General features: G+C 71.3%; 23 protein-coding genes. 20 read left to right on the top strand and 3 right to left on the bottom strand.

Going from position 1 to position 21832, the window contains the following annotated elements; translation table 11 throughout:
- Window positions 1-8: 8 nt before the first annotated feature.
- Window positions 9-1286, bottom strand: a complete 1278-nt coding sequence (locus IF655_RS14545) for an amino acid deaminase (protein ID WP_199585145.1) — start codon at window positions 1284-1286, stop codon at window positions 9-11.
- Between the two features lie 150 nt (window positions 1287-1436).
- Between IF655_RS14545 and IF655_RS14540 the strand changes: the two genes are divergently transcribed.
- The 5 genes from IF655_RS14540 (at window position 1437) to IF655_RS14520 (ending at window position 5986) form a co-directional block, all read left to right on the top strand.
- Window positions 1437-2492 carry a sugar kinase gene (locus IF655_RS14540; protein ID WP_199585144.1) on the top strand — a complete coding sequence of 352 codons (1056 nt, stop codon included), beginning with the start codon at window positions 1437-1439 and terminating at the stop codon, window positions 2490-2492.
- Complete coding sequence (locus IF655_RS14535) at window positions 2489-3253, top strand: IclR family transcriptional regulator (protein WP_199585143.1); 765 nt, start codon at window positions 2489-2491, stop codon at window positions 3251-3253. Before IF655_RS14540 ends, IF655_RS14535 begins: the two co-directional genes overlap by 4 nt.
- Window positions 3250-3660 carry a RidA family protein gene (locus IF655_RS14530; RefSeq protein ID WP_199585142.1) on the top strand — a complete coding sequence of 137 codons (411 nt, stop codon included), beginning with the start codon at window positions 3250-3252 and terminating at the stop codon, window positions 3658-3660. Before IF655_RS14535 ends, IF655_RS14530 begins: the two co-directional genes overlap by 4 nt.
- A 158-nt stretch (window positions 3661-3818) precedes the next feature.
- Window positions 3819-5357 carry a GntP family permease gene (locus IF655_RS14525; RefSeq protein WP_199585141.1) on the top strand — a complete coding sequence of 513 codons (1539 nt, stop codon included), beginning with the start codon at window positions 3819-3821 and terminating at the stop codon, window positions 5355-5357.
- A 77-nt stretch (window positions 5358-5434) separates the two neighbouring features.
- Window positions 5435-5986, top strand: a complete 552-nt coding sequence (locus IF655_RS14520) for a hypothetical protein (RefSeq protein ID WP_199585140.1) — start codon at window positions 5435-5437, stop codon at window positions 5984-5986.
- Window positions 5987-6080: 94 nt separating this feature from the next.
- Here the strand turns inward: IF655_RS14520 and IF655_RS14515 are convergent, their stop codons facing one another.
- Window positions 6081-7787, bottom strand: coding sequence for a chitinase (locus tag IF655_RS14515; RefSeq protein WP_199585217.1), 1707 nt, complete (start codon window positions 7785-7787; stop codon window positions 6081-6083).
- 330 nt (window positions 7788-8117) lie between these two features.
- On the opposite strand from IF655_RS14515, the gene IF655_RS14510 reads away from it, so the two are divergent.
- The 14 genes from IF655_RS14510 (at window position 8118) to IF655_RS14445 (ending at window position 20115) form a co-directional block, all read left to right on the top strand.
- Window positions 8118-8978, top strand: a complete 861-nt coding sequence (locus IF655_RS14510; protein ID WP_307814924.1) for a hypothetical protein — start codon at window positions 8118-8120, stop codon at window positions 8976-8978.
- Between the two features lie 65 nt (window positions 8979-9043).
- Complete coding sequence (gene cpaB, locus IF655_RS14505) at window positions 9044-9745, top strand: Flp pilus assembly protein CpaB (protein ID WP_199585138.1); 702 nt, start codon at window positions 9044-9046, stop codon at window positions 9743-9745.
- Window positions 9746-9757: 12 nt separating this feature from the next.
- A complete protein-coding gene (locus IF655_RS14500; protein WP_199585137.1) occupies window positions 9758-10999 on the top strand; it encodes a P-loop NTPase in 1242 nt (413 codons plus the stop codon).
- A gap of 6 nt (window positions 11000-11005) precedes the next feature.
- Window positions 11006-11434 (top strand): pilus assembly protein, encoded by a 429-nt coding sequence (locus IF655_RS14495; RefSeq protein ID WP_374100290.1) that lies wholly within the window; start codon window positions 11006-11008, stop codon window positions 11432-11434.
- Window position 11435: 1 nt separating this feature from the next.
- Window positions 11436-11828, top strand: coding sequence for a TadE/TadG family type IV pilus assembly protein (locus IF655_RS14490; protein WP_199585136.1), 393 nt, complete (start codon window positions 11436-11438; stop codon window positions 11826-11828).
- Window positions 11829-11852: 24 nt separating this feature from the next.
- A complete protein-coding gene (locus IF655_RS14485) occupies window positions 11853-13190 on the top strand; it encodes a CpaF family protein (protein ID WP_199585135.1) in 1338 nt (445 codons plus the stop codon).
- Window positions 13191-13200: 10 nt separating this feature from the next.
- A complete protein-coding gene (locus IF655_RS14480) occupies window positions 13201-14145 on the top strand; it encodes a type II secretion system F family protein (protein WP_199585134.1) in 945 nt (314 codons plus the stop codon).
- Window positions 14146-14161: 16 nt separating this feature from the next.
- Complete coding sequence (locus tag IF655_RS14475) at window positions 14162-15049, top strand: DUF5936 domain-containing protein (protein ID WP_199585133.1); 888 nt, start codon at window positions 14162-14164, stop codon at window positions 15047-15049.
- A 662-nt stretch (window positions 15050-15711) separates the two neighbouring features.
- Window positions 15712-17151, top strand: a complete 1440-nt coding sequence (locus IF655_RS14470) for a sensor histidine kinase (protein WP_242488729.1) — start codon at window positions 15712-15714, stop codon at window positions 17149-17151.
- Window positions 17151-17921 carry a response regulator transcription factor gene (locus IF655_RS14465; RefSeq protein ID WP_199585132.1) on the top strand — a complete coding sequence of 257 codons (771 nt, stop codon included), beginning with the start codon at window positions 17151-17153 and terminating at the stop codon, window positions 17919-17921. Before IF655_RS14470 ends, IF655_RS14465 begins: the two co-directional genes overlap by 1 nt.
- 113 nt (window positions 17922-18034) lie before the next feature.
- Window positions 18035-18220: a hypothetical protein gene (locus tag IF655_RS14460; RefSeq protein WP_199585214.1), complete on the top strand. Its 186-nt coding sequence runs from the start codon at window positions 18035-18037 to the stop codon at window positions 18218-18220.
- Window positions 18217-18855 (top strand): pilus assembly protein TadG-related protein, encoded by a 639-nt coding sequence (locus IF655_RS14455; RefSeq protein WP_199585213.1) that lies wholly within the window; start codon window positions 18217-18219, stop codon window positions 18853-18855. The genes IF655_RS14460 and IF655_RS14455 overlap by 4 nt, the downstream gene beginning before the upstream one ends.
- Window positions 18856-18889: 34 nt before the next feature.
- Entirely contained in the window at window positions 18890-19468 is a 579-nt protein-coding gene (locus tag IF655_RS14450; protein ID WP_199585131.1) for a hypothetical protein, read from the top strand.
- Window positions 19468-20115, top strand: a complete 648-nt coding sequence (locus IF655_RS14445; RefSeq protein ID WP_199585130.1) for an OmpA family protein — start codon at window positions 19468-19470, stop codon at window positions 20113-20115. Before IF655_RS14450 ends, IF655_RS14445 begins: the two co-directional genes overlap by 1 nt.
- Before the next feature lie 16 nt (window positions 20116-20131).
- On the opposite strand, the gene IF655_RS14440 is transcribed toward IF655_RS14445, so the two are convergent.
- Window positions 20132-20524, bottom strand: coding sequence for a DUF192 domain-containing protein (locus IF655_RS14440; protein ID WP_199585129.1), 393 nt, complete (start codon window positions 20522-20524; stop codon window positions 20132-20134).
- A 123-nt stretch (window positions 20525-20647) separates the two neighbouring features.
- Here IF655_RS14440 and IF655_RS14435 point away from each other — a divergent pair, with 123 nt between their 5' ends.
- A complete protein-coding gene (locus IF655_RS14435) occupies window positions 20648-21448 on the top strand; it encodes a methyltransferase domain-containing protein (protein WP_199585128.1) in 801 nt (266 codons plus the stop codon).
- Window positions 21449-21832: the final 384 nt, after the last annotated feature.

The following is a 21832-nucleotide window of genomic DNA, read 5'->3' as shown; positions in this document are numbered from 1 at the left end:
ACGGCCTCCTAGAAGAACGTGCGGATGTATTCCACGACCGTGCCGTCCGCCTCCGCCACGGGGATCAGCGGCCACTTGTCGAAGGACGTGCAGGGGTGGGAAAGACCGAAGCCGATCCAGTCGCCCACCATGACATCCGCCTCAGGTGTGGTGCGCAGCCACATGTGCTGGTCCGACAGGGCGCTCACCTCGACCCCGGTGGCGGGTCGTTCCACCCCGTCCCGGCGCACCACCTGTGCCTCGGGCAGGTCGAGGTCGTACGCCGCGTCCCGCTTGCCCGCGTTGGCGAACGCCTGCCCGGGCTCGGGGCGCGAGACCACCTGCGCCCACAGCCGGAACGCGGGCTCCAGGGCGCCCTCCTCGGGCACCCGGTTGAAGGGGGTGATCCTGCGGTAGTGCCCGTCGTCGTGCGAGAGGTAGGCGCCCGAGCGGAGCAACTTCAGTACCGGGCGGGACAGTTCGGGGATCTCCGCGAACACCTCCGCCACCGCGTCGAACCAGGCGCTGCCGCCCGCGCTCACCACGATCTCGTCCGCCCCGGCGAAGCGGTCCTCCGCGTCCAGGGCGGCGGCGAGTGCGATGAGCCTGCGCAGATAGGCGGTCACGCGCTCCGGGTCCGCCTTCGGCACCTCGCCCTCGTAACCCGCCACGCCGACCAGGCGCAGGGTGTCCGTCGCCGCCACGGCGGCGGCGACCGCCGCGCACTCCGCCTCGGTGCGCACACCGGTCCGGGCGCCCTCGCCCGCTGCCAGCTCCACCACCACGTCCACCGGACGGGCGGCGCCCGCGAGAGCCGCGTCCATCAGCTCGACCCCGCGCACGGAGTCGACGTAACAGACGAAGCGGAAGGCGGGGTCGGCGCTCAGTTCGGCGGCGACGCGGCGCAGCGCGGCGGGGTCCACCAGCTCGTTGGCCAGGAAGATCCGCTCGATGCCGAACTCCCGTGCCACCCACACCTGATGGGGCATCGCGACCGTGATCCCCCAGGCGCCGCACTCCAGTTGGCGCGCGAAGAGCTGCGGGGCCATCGAGGTCTTGCCGTGCGGGGCGAAGGCGAGTCCGTGGCGCTCGGTGTACGCCTCCATCAGTGCGAGGTTGTGCTCCAGGCGCTCGGCGGACAGGGCGAGCACGGGGGTGGAGAACCCGTCGGAGAAGAGGTTGCGCCGCTGGTCCGTCAGCTCGCCCACGGTCAGTCCGGCGGCGTCCGGCGGGAGGCCCTTGAAGCGGTGGTCGACCCGTTCCCCGGCGAGCCGGGACAGCGGGTCGATGCCGGTCTCACGGGCCATGGGAGCCTCCTGATCTGCGTCGTTGCGCTCTGCGCAACGTCCATTGCGTATTTCGCTGACTGCTGTCTAACATCTCGGCCAACACGGGGTCAACGAAGTCGTCACCCCGCCCCCCGGACCCCGGACCCACGGACAGGAGCCGAGACCATCGTGACCGCCGACGGACAGCCGAGCGCCGACCCCGACGCCGTGGATGTCGTCGCCCTCGGCGAGTCCATGGTCACCTTCCTCCCCACCCGTCCGGGGCGCCTCGCCGACGTCCCCTCCTTCGCACGCGGCATCGGCGGCGCCGAGTCCAACGTCGTCTGCACCCTCGCCGCCGCCGGGCACTCCGCCCGCTGGGTCGGCAGGGTCGGCGCCGACGGCTTCGGGCGGCACCTGGTGGAGCGGATCGCCGCCCACGGTGTCGACACCGGCGCCGTCCACGTGGACCCCGACCGGCCCACCGGCATCTACTTCCGCACCGCCGCCGACCGCGCCACCGACGCCCACGAAGTCGCCTACTACCGCGCCGGATCAGCCGCCTCCGCGATGTCCGTCGACACCGTGGACCTCGCGGCGGTGGACGCGGGACGCGTGCTGCACCTGTCCGGGATCACGCCCGCGCTCTCCGCCGACTGCCGGGAACTGATGCGCGCGCTCACCTCACCCCGGCCAGGACGCCCGCTGGTCTCCTTCGACGTGAACTTCCGCCCCGCGCTGTGGCGGGACGGGGGCTCCCGCGTGCTGCTGGAGCTGGCCCGGGGCGCCGACCTCGTCTTCGTCGGCGTGGACGAGGCGGAGGACGCCTGGGGCGCCCGGGGCGGCGCCGACGCCGTACGGCACCTGCTGCCCGAACCCCGGGTCCTGGTCGTCAAGGAGGGACCGCACGGCGCCACCGTGTACGAGCGCACCGACGCCGGTGAGCGCACCGCGCACGTCCCCGCCCTCACCGTCGACGTGGTCGCGACCGTCGGCGCGGGGGACGCCTTCGCCGCCGGGTTCCTCTCCGCCACCCTGCGCGGTCTTTCCGCACGCGACCGGCTGCGCCACGGTCACCTCATGGCCGCCGCCGCCCTCACCGTCCCCGGCGACCTCGCCGCACCGCCCGCCCGCGACCACGCCGACCGGCTGGCCGCCCTCGACGACCAGGCATGGGGGAGACTGCGACTCGGCCCCCACTGGACCGGAACCGGCCAGGTCACCGAGGAGACGAGCACCGCATGAGCCAGACCGTGGACCGCGCCCTGAGCATCCTCCCGCTGCTCGCGGAGGGTCCCGCCGACCTCGGCCAGGTCGCTGAGCGGCTCGGCGTCCACAAGTCCACCGCGCTGCGCCTGCTGCGCACCCTGCACGAACACGGTCTGGTCTACCGCCAGTCCGACCAGCGCTACCGGCTCGGCGCCCGCCTCTTCGCCCTCGCCCAGGAAGCGATGGAGAGCCTCGACGTCCGCGAGATCGCCCACCCCCACCTCGTCCGCCTCAACGAAGCGGTCGGACACACCGTGCACCTCGCCGTCCACGAGGAGAACGAGGTGCTCTACATCGACAAGGTCGACAGCCGCTACCCGGTGCGGATGTACTCGCGTGTCGGCAAACCCGTCGCCATCACCGTCGCCGCCGTCGCCAAGCTGCTCCTGGCCGACCTGCCCGAACCCGAGCGCCGCGCCCTCGCGGAACGGCTCGACTACCCCCTCTACACGGCCCGTTCCACCCCCAACGCGGCAGCTTTCCTGCGCGAGTTGGAGAAGGTGCGCGAACAGGGCTGGGCCACCGACCTCGGCGGCCACGAGGAGTCCATCAACTGCGTCGCGGCTCCCATCCGCGGCGCCGACGGGCGCGTGGTCGCCGCGATGTCGGTCTCCGCGCCGAACGTCGTCGTCACCGCCGACGAACTCCTCGCCCTGCTCCCGCAGGTGCGCCGTACCGCGGACGCGATCAGCGGCGAGTACTCCGGAAGAACCCCAGTGAAGGACCCCACCCCATGACCGACAAGATCGCGCTCACCCCCAAGACCCACACGACCCCGCCCGCGAAGTTCTCCCACGGGGTCAGGAAGGGCAACATCCTCCAGGTCGCCGGTCAGGTCGGCTTCCTCCCCGCCGAGGAGGGCAAGGCGCCCACCCCCGCCGGACCCACCCTGCGCGAGCAGACCCTCCAGACCCTCGCCAACGTCAAGGCGATCCTCGAAGAGGGCGGCGCGAGCTGGGACGACGTGATGATGATCCGCGTCTACCTCACCGACGTCGACCACTTCGCCGAGATGAACGGCATCTACAACACCTACTTCGAGGAGCAGGGGCTCACCCAGCCGCCCGCCGCCCGCACGACCGTCTACGTCGGGCTTCCGGCGGGGCTCCTCATCGAGATCGACGCACTGGCCGTACTCGGCTGAGGTCGTTCTCGTGACGTCGCGTCCCTAGCCGGCGTACGTCCCTCTCGCACCACCCGCACCAGGTACACGGCACGGCATCCCCTCGGGGTGCCGTGCCGCGCTCCACCCTGCCCGAAAGCCCGATGCACGTACGGTACTCACGCAGAGGACCCCCTCTCATGTCCTTCTCCCTCGCCGCACCCGCCCCCGCGGCGCCACCCCACACCGGCGGACTGCTCCTGCTCCTCGACGGCACCCCCGGTCTGCTCACCGTCGCCGGAATCGGCATCGCCCTGCTGCTCTTTTTGATCATCAAGGTGCGACTGCAGCCGTTCGTCGCCCTGCTCGCGGTCTCCATAACCGTCGGCCTGCTCTCCGGGCTCTCGGTCACCGAACTCTTCGGCACCGTCCAGCGCTCCGACGCCGTCTCCACGCTGGAGTCCGGCATGGGCGGCATTCTCGGTCACGTCGCGATCATCATCGGACTCGGCACCATGCTCGGCGCGATCCTTGAGGTCAGCGGCGGCGCGGAGGTGCTGGCGGCGCGGCTGCTGCGGCTGTTCGGCGAACGCCGGGCACCGCTCGCCATGGGGCTGACCGGTCTGATCTTCGGCATCCCGGTCTTCTTCGACGTCGGCATCTTCGTCCTGGCGCCGCTGGTCTACGCGGCCGCCAAGCGCGGCGGCAAGTCGATCCTGCTCTACTGCCTCCCCCTGCTCGCCGGTCTCTCCATGACCCATGCCTTCCTGCCCCCGCACCCCGGTCCGGTGGCGGCGGCGGGTCTGCTGCACGTGCAGCTCGGCTGGGTGGTCCTGATGGGCATCGTGTGCGGCATCCCGGCGGTGCTCGCGGCGTGGGCGTACTCCGCGTGGGTCGGTCGGCGGATCTTCGTACCGGTACCGCAGGACATGGTGGAAGCGGCGGAGGAGGCGCGGCGGACGGTCGCGGCGGAGCGGGTGGCGGTCGTGGGACAGCGGGGGGCGCCCGCCGCCGAGGCACCGGCTCTGGACGGCGACGTACTGGTCTCTCCTGCCGAACCCCAGGAGAAGCCCGTCCCGTTGGGCGTGGTGCTCGGCATCATCGGCACCCCGCTGGTGCTGATCCTCGCCGCGACGTTCTCCTCGGTCGCCCTCGACCCGTCCACCGGGCGCTCGGTGATCGAGTTCTTCGGTCACCCCTTCGTGGCGCTCACCATCGCGCTGCTCCTCGCGTACTACCTGCTCGGCATCCGGCGCGGCTGGTCCCGCAAGTCCCTGGAGAACGTCTCCACCGCCTCCCTCAAGCCGGTCGGCAACATCCTGCTCGTGGTCGGCGCGGGCGGGATCTTCGGCGCCGTACTGAAGGCGAGCGGGGTCGCGCAGGCGCTGTCGGACACGTTCCACGGCGTGGGGCTTCCGGTGATCGTCCTGGCGTATCTGATCTCGCTGGTGCTGCGGGTCGCGCAGGGCTCGGCGACGGTGGCGATCGTGACGACGGCGGGCATCGTGGCGCCGCTGCTGTCGGAGGGGCACCACTCGGCGGCGTTCGCCGCGCTGGTCATCATGGCCATCTCGGCGGGCTCGATCTTCGCCTCGCACGTCAACGACGGCGGCTTCTGGATGGTGGCCAAGTACTTCGGCATCAGCGAGCGGGACACCCTGAAGACGTGGACGGTGCTCGAATCGGTGCTGTCCGTCGCGGGGTTCGCGGTGGCGGCGGTGGTGAGTGTGTTCGTCTGACGGGCGCGTTGGGGACTTACCGGTGGGAAAGGAGCGTCGGGTGGTTCCGGCACAGGTAAGTCGTCCATACTGCCGCCGTGGACCAGCGCATAGGATCGAGCAGCAAGCCCGAGAAGGGCGAGCCCCTCACGGGCGCCGGATTCGACCCGGCCTTCATCCCCGGCCTGACGCCACCGGCGAAGCCGGCGGCGGAGGCGGGGAGCCCGGGGCCGGAGGAAGAGCGGAAGCCGAAGGCGGAGCGCGAGCCGGAGGCGGAAGCCGACACGGAGGCGGAGGCGGAAGCGGAGGCTGAAGCCTCGGCCGAACCGGAAGCCGGGGAGCCCGACGACGGTTCCCCGGAAACCACCGACGGTCCGGCTTTCGAGGCGGCCGACCGGCGCGCCCGCATACTGGCGGACCGCACCGGCGTCCATCTCACCCTCGACGAGGAGAACTGCGAGTTCACCTGGTCCGAGATCGCCGCCGTCGAAACCGAGTCCCCCCGCTTCGGCAAACGCTTCACCATCACCGTCCACACCCCCGACCACCGCTGGTACCCCATCGAGATCGAGGCGAAGTCCCGCTCCGATTTCAAGCAGTGGGAATCAGAACTGGACGCGGTACTGGACGCGTACTTCGAGGAAGCCTGACCCACCGTCCTCAGTCGGCATGCCGGTGACGCACATGACGGTGCCCGGACCTCCCCCGGTCCGGGCACCGTCATGTACAAGTGTTCAGCAGGCGTTACGGCAGCGCGTGGACGTGCGCGCCCACCGAGCCGGACCACGCGTTGCCCGCCGTCGCGTCCCAGTTCGTGGACCAGGTCATCGCGCCGCGCAGGGCGGGGTAGGTCTTGGAGGGCTTGAAGGAGCCGCAGGACGTGCCCTGGGTGAGGCAGTCGAGGGCGTTGTTGACCACCGTCGGGGAGACGTAGCCGCTGCCCGCGGCGCGGGTGGAGGCGGGGAGACCGAGACCGACCTGCGCGGGGGAGAGACCGCCTTCGAGCTGGATGCAGGCGAGGGCGGTGAGGAAGTCGACCGAGCCCTGGCTGTAGACCTTGCCGTCGCAGCCGAGCATGGAACCGCTGTTGTAGTACTGCATGTTGACGACCGTGAGGATGTCCTTGATGTTCAGGGCCGTCTGGAAGTAGGAGCCCGACGTCGACTGCATGTCGATCGTCTGCGGCGCCATCGTGATGATCAGCGAGGAGCCCGCCTTCGACGACAGGGAGCGCAGCGCCTGCGTCATGTACGTCGGGTTGAGACCGTTCTCCAGGTCGATGTCGACGCCGTCGAACCCGTAGGTCTGCATCAGGGAGTAGACCGAGTTGGCGAAGTTCGCCGCCGAGGTCGCGTCGTTGACGGACACCGTGCCCGTCTCGCCGCCGACCGAGACGATCACCTTCTTGCCTGCCGCCTGCTTGGCCCTGATGTCGGCCTTGAACTGGTCGACCGTGTAGCCGTTCAGGCCCGCGGAGTCCAGGTTGAAGGTCACCGCGCCCGGCGTGGAGGTGGCGTCCGCGAAGGCGACCGCGATGATGTCGTAGGACGACGGCACGTCGGAGAGCTTCTGGACCTGGGCGCCGTTGTTGAAGTTCTGCCAGTAGCCGGTCACGGCGTGCTTGGGCAGCGTGCCGCCCCCACCGCCGCCCCCGCCACCGGTGGACGCCGTCGTCGCGGTCACCGCCGACGACTTCGCGGACTCACCGGCCGAGTTCACCGCCGTGACCTGGAAGGAGTACGAGGTCGAGGCGGACAGACCGGACACCGTGGCCGACGTCCCGCTCGCCGAGGACACCTTCGAGCCGTTGCGGTAGACGTTGTAACCGCTCGCGCCGGAGACCGTGTTCCAGGCCAGCGAGACCGAGGACGAGGTCGTACCGGAGACGGCGAGCCCGCCCGGCGCCGCCGGGACCGTCGGGTTGTCGCCGCCGCCACCCCCGCCGTCGGGGCCGAAGACCTGGATGTCGTCGGCGTAGTAAGCCGCCTGGCCGTACCAGCCGTGGGTGTAGACCGTCACGGACGTCGTCGAGGCGCCCGTCGTGAAGCTGGTCGTGAGCTGCTTCCAGGACGGGGAGTCCGGGGTCCAGGTCGACACGTCGGTGGTGCCGGTGCCGGTGACGCCGAGGTAGGCATAGCCGCCCTGCACCCAACCGCTCAGCGAGTAGGTCGAGTTCGGCTTCACCGCGACCGACTGCGTGCACTGGGCGTTGTCCTGCCCGGCCGGGGTCGCCCTGAGCGCGGCGGAGCCGCCGTGCACCGGGGACGAGACGGTCGTGCCGCTGCCCGCCGAGCAGGTCCAGCCGCTCAGACCGGACTCGAACCCGGCGTTCTTCGCGTTGTTGACGTCAGCCGCGCTGGCCGGTGCCGCGGCGAGACCCGCGACCGCGAGCGCCAGCGCGGCAGCGGCCGACCAGGTACGGGCACGGACGCGTCCGCCGCGTCCGGGCATGACGGATACGAGGTCCAACTGGAGCCTCCAGTGGGGGAGATCGCGGGGGGGGAGAGAGGAGCGGGAAAGAACATCCACCCCATGGCTACAAGTTGGTCCAGACCAATCCAACTGTCAAGTCGTCACGCACGTAGTGGAGTTCACGTAGCTGATCAACCCGTCCCGGTTTGGTGCGACTTGCGCCCGGCAAGTTCCCCACGAGCTACACAAACGCTGTTCTCCCGTGATCGAGCCGTGGATACAGTGCTCAGGTAGTCACGCAATGAAGTCGTCCCGCCCCACAGGAGTGACACCGGTGGGGTGGGTGATGCGAAGAGCGGGGAGCTGCGCGTGCCAACTGCCATTGCCGTGACCAGTGCCGACCTGGCGCTGCCGGCGCAGGACGAACGGACGATGCCCGCCGTGGTGCTGCGCGATCTCGATCGGCGCCCGCTGGAGCAGACGCTGCTGGAACTGCAGTCCCTGATCGAGCAGTTCGGACACCTGGTCGTCGTCTGCTCGCAGGCCACCCCGCAACCGGTGCTGCGCCGTCTGTACACCCTGCGCGCGCTGCTGGAGAGCGACCGGGTCGCCCTGTTCCGGCCAGAGCTGCCCCCGCTCGGAGTCGCCGTCCTGGCACGGCAGTTACGCCAGCTCGCCTCCTGCGACCTGAGCCCCGGGGTGCTCGCCTCGGCGGGGCGGCTGCTCACCCACTACGTCCACGCCGGGGCGGTCCTCGGCTCGGTCGCCCGGCTGGACCGGGTACCGGTGGGACTCAAGGCGCACGCCAAGTCCTGGGTGCCCGGCACCCAGTTCGCGGTCGCCGCGCACCCCGAACCGCAGCTCGTCAAGGCGGTGCCCGGAGCCGCCCTGAAGGGACCGGAGTTCGGCACCTGGCTGCTGCTCGCCAAGGGGCAGCTCCAGTCCGACTGGATCGCCTCACTCGTCAACTCCTGGGGCACACAAGGGATGCGCGAGGCACCGCTGCCCGCCGAGTCCGCCGCCTGGTGGGGCACCGGGCGCCTGATCGAGTTCTGCGCCCATCTGGCAGACCTCTCCGTGCTGTACCAACTCGTCACGTCCGTACGGCAGTCCGTCTGCCACTGGTGCGGCGTCGACGTCATCGGCGACCTCTGCGTCTTCTGCTCGGCCACCCCGCCCACCGAACGACCCCCCGAACCCCGCGCCCTGGAACGACGCGCCCCCGCCTGACCGGCCGCCCGGCCCCCGCGCTCATATCCCGCACGACCGATTCCCCCAATGAGGTTGCACGGTTCATGAACTCCCGTCAGCGCCGCGGCGTGATACTCCTGATCCTGTCGGTCCTGTGCGCGCTCGGCGCGTTCGCCGGCGTGCTCTCCGTCGTCCACGACGTGCAGTCCAAGGTCGGTCCCGAGGTGACCGCGTACCGGGTGCGGTCGGTGGTACAGCCGTACACCGCCCTGAAAGCAGGGCAGTTCGAGAAGATCCGGATGCCGAAGCGGTGGCTGTCGGAGAACGCCGTGACCGATCTCGCGCAGGTGCGCGGCAAGATCGCGGTGACCACGCTGCGCCCCGGCTCGCTGCTCCAGAACGACATGATCGTGGACCGTCCCGCGCTGCGCCCCGGGCAGCAGGAGGTCGCCATCATGATCGACGCGGCGACCGGCGTCGCGGGCAAGATCACGACCGGCGCCCGCGTCAACGTCTACGCCACCTTCGAGGGCCAGAAGGAGGGCGACCCCGACCAGTCGAAGATCATCGTCACGGACGCGCGCGTCATCGACGTCGGCGAGATCAAGGCGCTCGACCCGGACGACGACAAGAACCAGCCGACCGACGCCGTCCCCATCACCTTCGCCCTCTCCACCCTCGACGCCCAGCGCGTCACCTACGCCGAGTCCTTCGCCAAGCGGGTCCGGCTCGCCCTGGTGGCGCCCGGCGGCGAGCCCGCCATACCCGACCGGGACCGCACCTACGAACTCGCGACGGACAAGTGAGAGGCCGCCCGGATGCCCACCAGGATTCTTCCGGCCGGCGCCGACCCGGACGCCGTCCGCACGCTCACCACCCTGCTCAGCCAGCTCCCCGACGCCGAACCGCTGCCCCCCGCCGCTGACTCGACCCACTTGGTCGACACCCTCGCCCGGCTCGCCGCCGAGTCGGTGGACGAACTGCCCGAGGTCGTCGTCGTCCACGAACGCATCGGTCCCGTACCGGCGTTGGAACTGATCCGCGAGATCGCCCTGCGCTTCCCCGCCGTCGGCGTCATCCTCGTCACCACCGACGCCGGACCCGCGCTGTTCGCCGCCGCGATGGACTCCGGCGCCCGCGGTCTGGTCGCGCTGCCGCTGTCGTACGAGGAACTCGCGCACCGCGTCCAGGCGGTCGCCCAGTGGTCCACCGGGGTGCGCCGCCACCTCGGGCACGGCGCCACCGAGGGACCCGGCGGCACCGTCGTCACGGTCAGCGGCGCCAAGGGCGGGGTCGGCGCGAGCCTGGTCGCCATCCAACTCGCCCTCGCCGCACAGGCGTCGGGGCGCAGCACCGCGCTCGTGGACCTCGACCTCCAGACCGGTGACATCGCCTCCTACCTCGACGTGCAGTTCCGCCGCTCGGTGGTCGACCTCGCCGCCATCAGCGACATCTCGCCGCGCGTCCTCGCCGACGCCGTCTTCCGCCACGACTCGGGGCTCGCCCTGCTGCTCGCCCCCGGCGAGGGCGAGCGGGGCGAGGAGGTCACCGACCGCGCCGTACGGCACACGGTCGCCGCGCTGCGCTCGCGGTACGAGGTCGTCGTCCTGGACTGCGGTGCCCAGTTGACCGGTGCCACCGCGGCTGCCGTGGAGGGCGCCGACACCGCGCTCCTGGTGGCCACTCCGGACGTGATCGCCGTACGCGCCGCCAAGCGGACCGTGCGGATGTGGGACCGGCTCCAGATCCGCAAGGCGGAGGAGACGACCGTCGTGATCAACCGGTTCAGCCGGGTCACCGAGATCCAGCCCGCGCTCGTCCAGCGCATCACCGGCACCGCCCTGGCGCGTACGACGGTCCCCGCCGCCTTCAAGGAACTCCAGGGCGTCGTGGACTCCGGGCGGCTGCACGAACTCGACCACCGCAGCACCGTCAAGCAGGCGCTGTGGAGCCTCGCCGGTGAACTCGGCATCGCCAAGCCCCCGGAGGGCCCCGCGCACCGGGGCGGGCGGCAGCGCGGCGACCGGGGCGCGGTCGGCTTCCGGCGGCGGAAGGAGTGAGGCGCGATGAGGACTGGGGCAGGGGGCGCGACGGGGGATGGCGCCAAGGACGCGCCGAGGAGAGCCGCCGGGGACCGTGGACAGGTCGCCGTCGAACTCCTCGGGATGACCCCGCTGATCGTGCTGACCCTGGTGCTCATGTGGCAGTGCGTGCTCACGGGGTACGCCTTCACGCTCGCGGGGAATGCTGCGGACGAGGGCGTACGGGCGGGCACGGCGGCGGCGCCCGGCGGCGCGCGCGAGGGCGCCTGCCGCGCGGCTGCCCTCAAGCACCTGTCGGGGGACTGGAGAGGGGGCGCGACGGTGGCGTGCGGCGGCTCCGGGTTCGTCACGGCGGACGTCTCCCTCAAGGTGCCCGTGCTCTTCCCCGGCTCGATCGACTTCCCGGTCACGGTGCACGGCCACGCCGGTGCCGTGGAGGAGGTGAAGCACTGAGATGCGGTACGGACGTGAGCGGACGCGGGTGCGAGTGCGGGCGTCGGCGCGGGCGCGGGCGCGCGACCGTGGCCAAGTGGCCATCGAGTACCTGGGGTTCATCCCCGTCCTGCTGATCGTCGGACTCGCCGGGCTCCAGATCGGCGCCGTCGCCTACGCCGCCGAGCAGGCGGCCACGGCAGCCCGCGCCGGAGCCCGCGCCGCCTCCCTGCGGCAGGACGCGCAGACGGCGTGCGCGGGCGCGGTGAGCGGGAGCCTCAAGGTGAGCTGTACGGGGGGCGGCGGGGGCGGCGACTCGGTCACCGTCACCGCCTCCGTCGACATACCCCAGCTCGTGCCCGGGTGGAGCTTCGGCGCCGCCCACAAGACCGCCACCATGCCGCTCGACCACTGACCAGGACCGAGGAGCAGCCGACCCATGAGTCTGCGGGCACGCATCAACTCCCCCGAGGAGCAGGGCAGCCGGGGCGAGGACGGCCATCTCGTCACCTCCTACCGCGCCAAGCTCCTGGAGGAGATCGACCTCGCCGAGATGAGCGCGCTCGCCCCCGCCGAGCGCCGCGCACGCCTGGAGCGGGTGCTCGGGCACATCATCAGCCGCGAGGGACCGGTCCTGTCCACGGTCGAGCGCTCCCAGTTGATCCGCCGGGTGGTCGACGAGGCACTCGGACTCGGCATCCTCGAACCGCTCCTGGAGGACGCCTCCGTCACCGAGATCATGGTCAACGGACCCGACGCGGTCTTCGTCGAACGCGGCGGTCGCGTCGAACGCCTCCCGCTGCGCTTCGCCTCCGCCGACCAGCTCATGCAGACCATCGAGCGGATCGTCTCCACCGTCAACCGCCGCGTGGACGAGTCGAATCCGATGGTCGACGCCCGGCTGCCGTCCGGCGAGCGCGTGAACGTCATCATCCCGCCGCTGTCGCTGACCGGACCGGTCCTCACCATCCGCCGCTTCCCGCGCTCCTTCACGCTCCAGGAGCTGATCGGCTTCGGTTCGCTGGACGAGCAGATGGTGTATCTGCTGGCGGGGCTCGTGCAGGCCAAGTTCAACATCATCGTCTCCGGCGCCACCGGCACCGGGAAGACCACCCTGCTCAACGCCCTGTCCGGGATGATCCCGGCGCACGAGCGGATCATCACCATCGAGGACTCCGCCGAACTCCAGCTCCAGCAGACCCATGTGGTCCGCCTGGAGTCCCGCCCGCCCAACGTCGAGGGCAGCGGGCAGATCACCATCCGCGACCTGGTGCGCAACTCGCTGCGGATGCGTCCCGACCGGATCGTGGTCGGCGAGGTCCGCGGCGGCGAGTCCCTGGACATGCTCCAGGCGATGTCCACCGGTCACGACGGCTCGCTGGCCACCGTGCACGCCAACAGCGCCGAGGACGCGCTCACCCGGCTGCAGACCCTCGCCTCCATGTCCGACGTGGAGGTGCCCTTCGCCGCGCTGCACGACCAGATCAACAGCGCGGTGGACGTGCTGGTGCAGCTCACCCGGTTCGCGGACGGCGCCCGCCGCATCACCGAGATCGCCCTCCTCGACAGTCACGGCGGCGAGCCGTACCGCCTGGCCACCGTCGCCCGCTTCGACGCCCGCCCCATGACCGCCGACGGCCGGGTGCCCGGCGCCTTCCAGTACTTCCCGCTGCCCCGCCGCACCGCCGACCGCCTCCACATGGCGAGCCAGCCCGTCCCGCAGGCGTTCGGCGTCGCCCACACCGACGCCCAGCTCGCCACCCGAGAAGCCAGGTAGGTAGGTCACGATGGAACTCCCCACGCTCGTCCGGCTCACCACCGGCATCACACTCCTGACCTGCGTCCTTGCCGTGCTCGGCGTACAGAGCTACGCCGCCGGTCGCGCCCGGCGCGCCGCCCTCGTCGACCGCCTCTCGCACACCGGCCGGCTCACCACCGGCGGTCGCAGGCGGCACTTCCGCGGACTGGACCGGCGGCTGCGCCGTACCGGACTCGGTCGCAGACTCGAACTACGGCTCGCCGCCACCGGGTTGGACATCACCCCGGGCGAGTTCTTCGTCTACATGCTCGCCGTGGTCGCCGGGCTGTGGATCGTCGGCGAGGCAACCCTGGCTCCCTTCTTCGGACCCATCGCCGGACTCCTCGGCATCTGGGCGGCGATCCAGTTCCTCAACTGGCAACGGCAGAAACGCATCGAACGGTTCATCGGCCAACTCCCCGAACTGGCCCGCATCCTGGCCAACGCCACCCAGGCGGGACTCGCCCTGCGCACCGCCATCGGCATGGCGGCGGAGGAGCTGGAGGCACCGGCGGGCGAGGAACTCGGGCGCGTCTCCGACCAGTTGGCGATCGGGCAGTCCATGGACGACGCGCTCGGCGAACTCGCGGACCGGCTGCCGTCCCGCGAACTCGTCGTCCTGGTGACGACGTTGGTCCTGGCCAACCGAGCGGGCGGACAGGTGGTCTCGGCGCTGCGCAACCTCACCGAGACCCTGGAGGAGCGCAAGGAGACCCGGCGCGAGGTCCGTACCCAGCTCTCCCAGGTGACCATGACCTCGTACGCCGTCCCCGTCCTCGGCATCGGCGCGCTCTTCCTGATGAACGGTGTCAAGGACGGCGCCCTGGAACGCATGACCGGCTCACCGGTCGGCCAGGCGTGCGTGATCATCGCCTTCGCCCTGTACGCCCTCGGCTTCCTCCTCATCCGCCGGATGAGCCGGATCGACGTGTGAGGGGGTGACGGACCGCATGGCACTCCTCCTCGCACTCGTCGCCGCCCTCGGTGTCTGGGGCGCCTTCACCGGCGTCCGGATGTACCGCGCCGACGCCAAACTCCCCGGCGACCTCGCCCTCGCCCTGGAGATCGGCGCCACCCGCACCGGCGCGGTGGACTCCGTGATCGACCGCATGGGGATGCGGTACGCGCCCTTCGTGCTGCGCCTGATGGGACCCCGCCTGGTCGCCCGCTACCGGCGCCGCATCGACCTCGCGGGCAACCCCGGCGGTCTCACCATCGACCGCTACGCCGCCCGCCGCGCGGTCTACGGCGCGCTCGGCATCACCGGCTGCCTGGTCTTCCTGCTGCGCGGCCAGTGGTTCGTCGCCCTGCTGCTGCTCGCCTTCGGCGCGCTGTGGACCGAGGTCGGGCTCTGGTCCGCCATGCGGGTCCGCAAGGACGTCATCGAACGCACCCTGCCCGACTTCCTCGACGTCCTCGCCGTCGTCGTCAGCGCCGGTCTCGGCTTCCGCCAGGCACTCGACCGCGTCTCCACCCGCTACGAGGGTCCCTGGGCCGACGAACTCCGCATCACGCTCCGCCAGATGGACCTCGGCATGACCCGCCGACAGGCGTTCGCCGAACTCCGCCGCCGCAACGACTCCGAACAGGTCGCCATGTTCGTCACCGCCCTCCAGCAGGGCGAGGAACTCGGCGCCCCCATCGTCGACACCCTGGTCTCCCTGGCCAAGGACATGCGCCGCACCGACGCCCAGAACGCCCGCCGCAAAGCCGCCCGCGCGGTCCCCAAGGCAACCCTCATGATCACCACCTTCATGGTCCCGGCCACGATGCTCCTCCTCGGCGCAGGGCTCATCCTCGGCTCGGGCGTGGACTTCGGGTCACTGGCGGGGAAGTGAGGGGGGTGGGGAGCGGGGGCGTGGTGGGCCGGGGTGGTGCGTCGGCGGGTGTGGATGCGGTGCGTGGGGTTGCTGCGCGTGGGGTGAGCTGGGGTGGTGAGGCGGTTGGCATGGATGCGGGGGGTGGGCGCCGTCGTGCGGCGTCCGTGGGAGCGGTGAACGGCGGGGGAGTTGAGGGGCTGACCGCTGGCACAGGGGGTGGGGAGGCGTCGGTCTCCGGGACGGCAGGGTGGGCTGCTGAGCAAGCGGCTGCGGGCGTGCTGAGCCGTGGCCATGGGGCGGCGGTCCCGGGCATGGCGGGGGAGGTCGATGAGGTGACGGCCTCAGGTGGTCGCCCGCTGCCGGGCGACGGCGTGACGCCGGGCGAGCGACTGGCACAGCATGACGACGCGCCTCCGGGTCGGGGCACGGCGCTGAGCAAGCGAGCGCCCTTGGAGGAGGTGCCGAAGCAAGGTGTGGGCGCGGCCTTGGGCGGGAGCACAAGCCCCGGTAGGGGTTCGGCGCCGGGTGACGAGACGGTCTTGGGCGGTGAGGGTGCGGTCAAGGACGATGATCCGGCACGAGGCGGGGACGCGGGTCCAGGCGAGGGCGCGGGGCCAAGCGAGGCAACGGCACCCGGCGGCGACGCTGCACGAGGCAAGGCCACGGCACAAGGCGGCGCCATGGCACCAGGCGAGGGAGCTGCCCTGGGCAAGGACGCGGCTCGGGGCGGGGACACGGCGCCGGGCGAAGCCGCCGCCCCAGGTAAGGACGCGGCTCCGGGCGAGGACACGCCCTCCGGCGAGTGGACCGGGCCCGGCGAGGACACGGTGCCCGGCGAGGGCGCGGGTGACGGTACACCGCAGGGTGGGGGCGAGCCCTCGGAGAGCACCGTCCCCGAGCCCCCCGAGCGCCTCCAGGTCCGTGCCCTCCAGGCGCTGTGCCGTCAGGTGTTCGGGTTTCGGCTCGCCATGATCGTGCTGGCGGCGCCGGCCGCGCTGCTCAATGCCGCGCCCGGGCTCGGGGCACGGCTGGTGGGGGCGGCGGTGGTCGTCACGTTCATGGGGTCGTACGTGCTCTTCCGGGACTGGGAGCGGTTCGGACCGCTGCTGCTGCGGCACCCCGCGCTGCTCGCCGCCGACACGCTCTTCGGCTCGCTGCTGCTCGTCTCGGCGGGTCCGGACACCACCCTCGCCTACGTCAGCGTGTGCACCCCGCTGCTGGCCGGACTCGTCTACGGCTGGCGCGGCGCCGCCTGCTTCGCGTCGCTCCAGTCGCTGATCCTCCTCCTGGTCCACGCCACGCTGAAGGCGGACCAGCACACCGGTCCCGCCGAGTCGCTGCTCCTGCCCGGACTGTGTGTCGTCACCGGAGCGATGGGATCCACCCTGCGCAACCTGATGCTCCGCTACGGCACCGCCACCCAGGCACTCACCGCCGTACGCGCCCGCCTCGCCGCCACCGAGGCCGTCCACGCCGAACGAGCCCGCCTCGCCCGCGAGATGCACGACTCCCTGACCAAGACCCTCCACGGAGTCGCCCTCGCCGCCGACGCCCTCGCGGCCACCGCCGCCGTCCCCACCCCCGACCCGGCGCTCCTGCGCGACCAGGCGTCCCTCGTCTCCCGCTCGGCCCGCCGGGCGGCGGCGGAGTCCCGGGCACTGCTGACGGACCTGCGCGAGGAGACGTCCCCGCCACCCGACCTGACGACGGAACTCGGCCACCTGGCAACGGACTTCACCACCCGCACCACCCTGCCCGCCACTTGCCGCACCCCCGAAGCCCTCCCACCCCTGCCCCCCTCCCTCACCCGCACCCTCCTCGCCATCACCACCGAGGCGCTGGACAACATCCACCGCCACGCCCACGCGACCCGTGTCGAGGTGACGGTCACCGTCCACGACGATCGCCTCCACCTGACCGTCCGCGACGACGGCAGGGGTCTGCCTCCCGACACCACCCTCGAACGACTGCGCAGCACCGGTCACTTCGGGCTTCTCGGCATGACCGAGCGGGCGGAGTCGGCGGGGGGACGGGTCGTGATGGGCCGGCGTGAGGACGGCGGCGGCACGGAGGTTCGGGTGGACGTACCCCTGCCGCCGACGACGGAGAGGACCGCCTGATGCGCCCCCGCACACCGTCACCGTCACCGTCGTACGAGGACTTCCCGCCCCCCGCCCCGCCCGCCTGCCTCCGGCTGCTGATCGCCGACGACAACCCCGTCGTCCGCGCCGGACTCACCGCGCTGCTCTCCGGCCGCCCCGACACCACGGTCGTCGCGGAGGCGGCGGACGGGCGCGAGGCGTACGAGGCGGCGCTGCGGCACCGTCCCGACGTGGTCCTCCTCGACGTCCGCATGCCCGGCGTCGGTGGAATCCCCGCATTACCGCACCTGGTCCGGCTCGCCCCCGTCATGATGCTGACCTACAGCCACGAGACGGATACCGTGCGGGAGGCGATGCGGCTGGGGGCGGGGGGTTATCTGGTGCACGGGGAGTTCTCGGCGGAGCAGTTGGTACGGGCCGTACGGGATGTCAGCGAGGGGCGGCCGCATGTGACGCCGGGGGCGGCGCGGGCGTTGCTGTCCGGGCTGGACGGCGATGCGAATGCACACACGGGTGGCGAAAATCCTTCTACTTCCCTGGAGTTGTCCTCCGAAAGCCTTTCGCGACTGCAATCCCCTGTGGGACAGTCTTATCGGTCGCGCTTTCAACTGAGCACCCGAGAGGCGGAGATCATGGACCTCGTCGCGTCCGGCCTGACGAACCGGCAGATCGCCGCCGCCTGCTTCATCACCGAGAAGACGGTCAAGAACCACATCAACCACATCTTCGCCAAACTCCACGCCGACAGCCGGGGGCGGGCCGTGGCGGTATGGCTGGGGGTGAACTGACATGCGACCCCACTCCGCGAACTGGGCCCGCTTATGGGCCCCCGGACCCTCGGACCCACGCTCCCTCCCGCCCTACGGTGAGCGGATTGAGGGCCGAGCCGGAGGGAAGCGTCATGAGCGATCCGATCCTGAAGCTGGTGACCGCGGTGCAGCGCCGCGTGGACGACAAGGGCCAGACGGCGGTGGAGTATCTGGGGATCATCGCTGTGGTGGTGGCGATCGTGCTGGCGGTGACGGGCACGGACATCGGGCAGGCCATCCTGGACAAGATCCAGTCCAAGATCCAGGAAATCACCTGACGCGTCGACGCTGCCTCGGTGAGCAAGGGCAGGCTTTCCCCATCTACATCACGGTGGTGGCGGGCCTGCTCTTTCTCGCTCTCGCCTATCTCGCGGTCGGTCAGGCTTCCGTGAACCGCAGCGGTGCGCAGACGGCGGCGGACGCGGCCGCCCTCGCCGCCGCCCAGAACGCGCGCAAGCAGCTCACGGACACGTGGCTGCGGGACCTGGCGGATCCGGCGAAGTGGGGAGACATCTTCAAGGGCAACGGCGTCCAGGACCCCTGCTGGCGCGCCGGACAGCTCGCCGCCCAGAACGACGCCGAGTTGACCCTCTGCGACCCCGGACTTCTCAAGTACAGGGTCGAGGTGAAGACGAACAAGCCCGTCGGGGATTCCGTCGTACCCGGCACGGAGAACATCAAGTCGACCGAGTCGGCGACGGCCGTCGTCGAACCGCTCTGCACGTTCGATCTCCCCGACGATCCCCCCGACCAGCAAACGGACCCCCCGGACCCCGGAAAGGGTGACCAGAAACCGGACGACGCCCCGCTGCCCGAACTCACCTGCGGGGCAAAGGTCTGGGATCTGCACGCGGACGACGAGACCGGACTTCCCGGACCCGATGACCTTTTCGATGTCCACCTGGCCGAATGAGAAGCGGACCAGTGACGATGAAGGAAGCGGAGCGATGAGCATTCGGTTCACTGCGCGGACCCGCAGGGGAGTGGTCGCCCTGGCCGTCGCCGTCGGTCTGGTGACGGGGGCGTCGGCCTGTGGAGGCGGCGACGACGGCAAGGACAAGGAGAAGCAGCCGACGGCCGCTTCCTCCAGGCCCGGGTCCGCTCCGAGCACCCAGGAAGGGCAGTCGGAGGCGCCGCTCGCCGAGATGAAGGGCCCCAGCGGCCTGCTCCTCAGGATCACCGCCGTCCAGCGGGACAGCGGCGGATTCGTCACCATCCAGGGCAGCTTGAAGAACGACGGCGGAAGCACCGCGGTCATTCCGTCGAGCGTGCGGGGCAACGAGACCGAGATCCTCAAGAACGGCAGCTCCCTGGGCGGAGCCACCCTGGTCGACCCCAAGGGCAAGAAGCGTTACTACGTCCTGCGCGACACGGACGGACGGCCGCTCACCACCACCGGACTGACGGCGCTCAAGGCCGGGGCCGAGACCGCGGTGTTCATGCAGTTCCCCGCGCCGCCGGCCGACACGTCGGACGTCGACTTCCAACTGCCCGGCTTCGCTCCGGCCACCATCAAAATCTCCTGATGAGGCCCCCCGTGACCCCCACCCCCCGCCTAGCGCTCCCCCTCGCCCTCCTCACCACCTTCCTCCTCGCCACCCCCCAGACCCCCGCGCGAGCCGACGACACCGGTCCCAGCGACCCCCCGGGGACGGAACCCTCCGCCTCCGCGCCCGTGAAGGTCGACCCCACGGATCCGGATCTGAAGTTGCCGGAGGGCGGGACGCTGGCGGAGCCGAAGGTGTTGGACATCAAGTCGGTGGTGGAGGACCAGAGCGGGGACGAGCGGCGGGAGGACACGAACGCGGACGTGACGTTCGCGCTGCAGGCGGAGGTGCTGTTCGGGAAGGACAGCGCCAAGCTCGGGGCGGACGCGAAGGCCCGCATCGCGACCATCGCCGAGGAGATCAAGAAGCAGAACGCCACGCAGATCAGGGTGTTCGGCTTCACCGACAACCTCGGCTCCGCCGCCCACGGCGACGTCCTGTCCAAGCGGCGCGCCAACGCCGTACAAGCCGTGCTCGACCAGGACCTCAACGACCCCGACGTGACGTTCGAGGTCCGCGGCTACGGCGAGCAGTACCCCATCGCCGACAACTCCACCGAAGCGGGACGGAAGAAGAACCGCCGGGTCGAGGTCAGCTTCCCCCGCACCGGGGAGAACGGCCAGTAGGAGAACGGCAGAACGGTCAGGAGGCGGAACCCTCAGGCGCGGCAGGCGACACCGACACCGACACCCGTACGCCCACCGCCACCCCCCACCCCGCCATCGCCCCCGCCGCCGCCTCCAGCACGTGCCGGGAGCGCGGTCGGGGCAGTCCCAGGCGCCCCGGCACCATCGTGCGGACCGCGATCACGGTGAGGTGCCGGTCGAGGTACGCCACGTCGAGGGGGAACCGCATCCGGAAGGTGTGCACGCTCCCGGCCGGTGTCAGCAGCATCGCGCCGTCCACGGTGTCGCGCCCGAGCAGCCCCCGGGTCCGCGCCCGGTACGACGCCGCGACCTCCACCGGGACCTCCACCACGCCCCCCGCCCCGTGCACCGCCAGCGTCCCCGGCCCGTCCTGCCACCGTCGCCCCATCCCCGCACCCCCTCCGCCGCGACCGTACCCACCCGAGCGGCACGGAAAAGCAGCACACAGAAAAGCAGCACAGAGAAAAAAAGGGGACGACGATCCCCGCGCCCCGCTGCCAGCATGGCCCCCATGACCGCCACCGACCCCTCCGCCTACGACACCCTCGTCGCCGAAGCCGTCGCCGTCCCCACCGACGGCTGGGACTTCTCCTGGTTCGAGGGTCGCGCCGGTGAGGAGCGTCCCTCGTGGGGGTACGCCCGCTCCGCCGGTGAGCGTCTCGCCCGCGCCGGAGCCGCGCTGGACGTGCAGACCGGTGGCGGCGAGGTGCTGGACTTCGCGCTGGGCGTGGCCGAACCGGGGCGCCCCGCGCTGGTCGCCGCCACCGAGGGTCGGCGCCCGAACGCGGCGAAGGCCACCGCACTGCTCCGCCCGCGCGGTGTCGTCGTGGTCGAGGTGCCGGACGGCGCCCCGCTGCCGTTCGCCGACGGCGCCTTCGACCTCGTCCTCAGCCGCCACCCGGTCACCCCGGACTGGCCGGAGATCGCCCGCGTGCTGCGCCCGGGCGGCACCTACTTCGCGCAGCACGTCGGACCGGCGAGCGCCTTCGAGCTGGTCGAGTACTTCCTCGGTCCCCAGCCGGAGGAGACCCGCACCGGTCGCGACCCCGGGAAGGAGCGCGCCGGGGCGGAGGCGGCGGGTCTGGAGGTCGTCGACCTGCGCGCCGAGCGGCTGCGGATGGAGTTCCACGACATCGGCGCCGTCGTCCACTTCCTGCGCAAGGTCGTCTGGATGGTCCCGGGGTTCACCGTCGAGGCGTACGAGCCGCGGTTGCGCGCGCTGCACGAGCGGATCGTCGCGGAGGGACCGTTCGTCGCCCACAGCACCCGGCACCTCTTCGACGCCCGCAAGCCAGCCCACGAATCGGCATAGCCGACCCGCCCCGGCCGCCCCGACCCGCCGGTGACCACATCGTTATCCGCGCCCACCGACCCCGCCGCCCCGCCCCCCGTCACCCCCCTTCGCGGCAGCAAAATCAACACCCCGTCACACCCCTCGCCACACCCGCCCTGAACTCCCCCGTCCCGGAGCGGAATCGTCAAGTCCGCCGTTCGCTGACGGGGTCGCTCTCAGGGGGGACCTCGGACAACTCGCCACGCGGTCACCGAGACGGCTCAAACCCTGTTGTTCGTTGCCTATCGGAGTGTTTCTCCTGCGATTCCGTCGGGAATCGGCCACTCGGACCCGCTGAATCAAGCATTCCGCGCCCACCAGGGCGCTATCGGGCGACTCCGCAGAGTAGTTGTGGCGCGCTGA

This window comes from Streptomyces sp. DSM 110735, from assembly GCF_016482685.1.
GTDB lineage: Bacteria > Actinomycetota > Actinomycetes > Streptomycetales > Streptomycetaceae > Streptomyces.
This window is presented reverse-complemented; position numbering and strand designations above follow the sequence as displayed.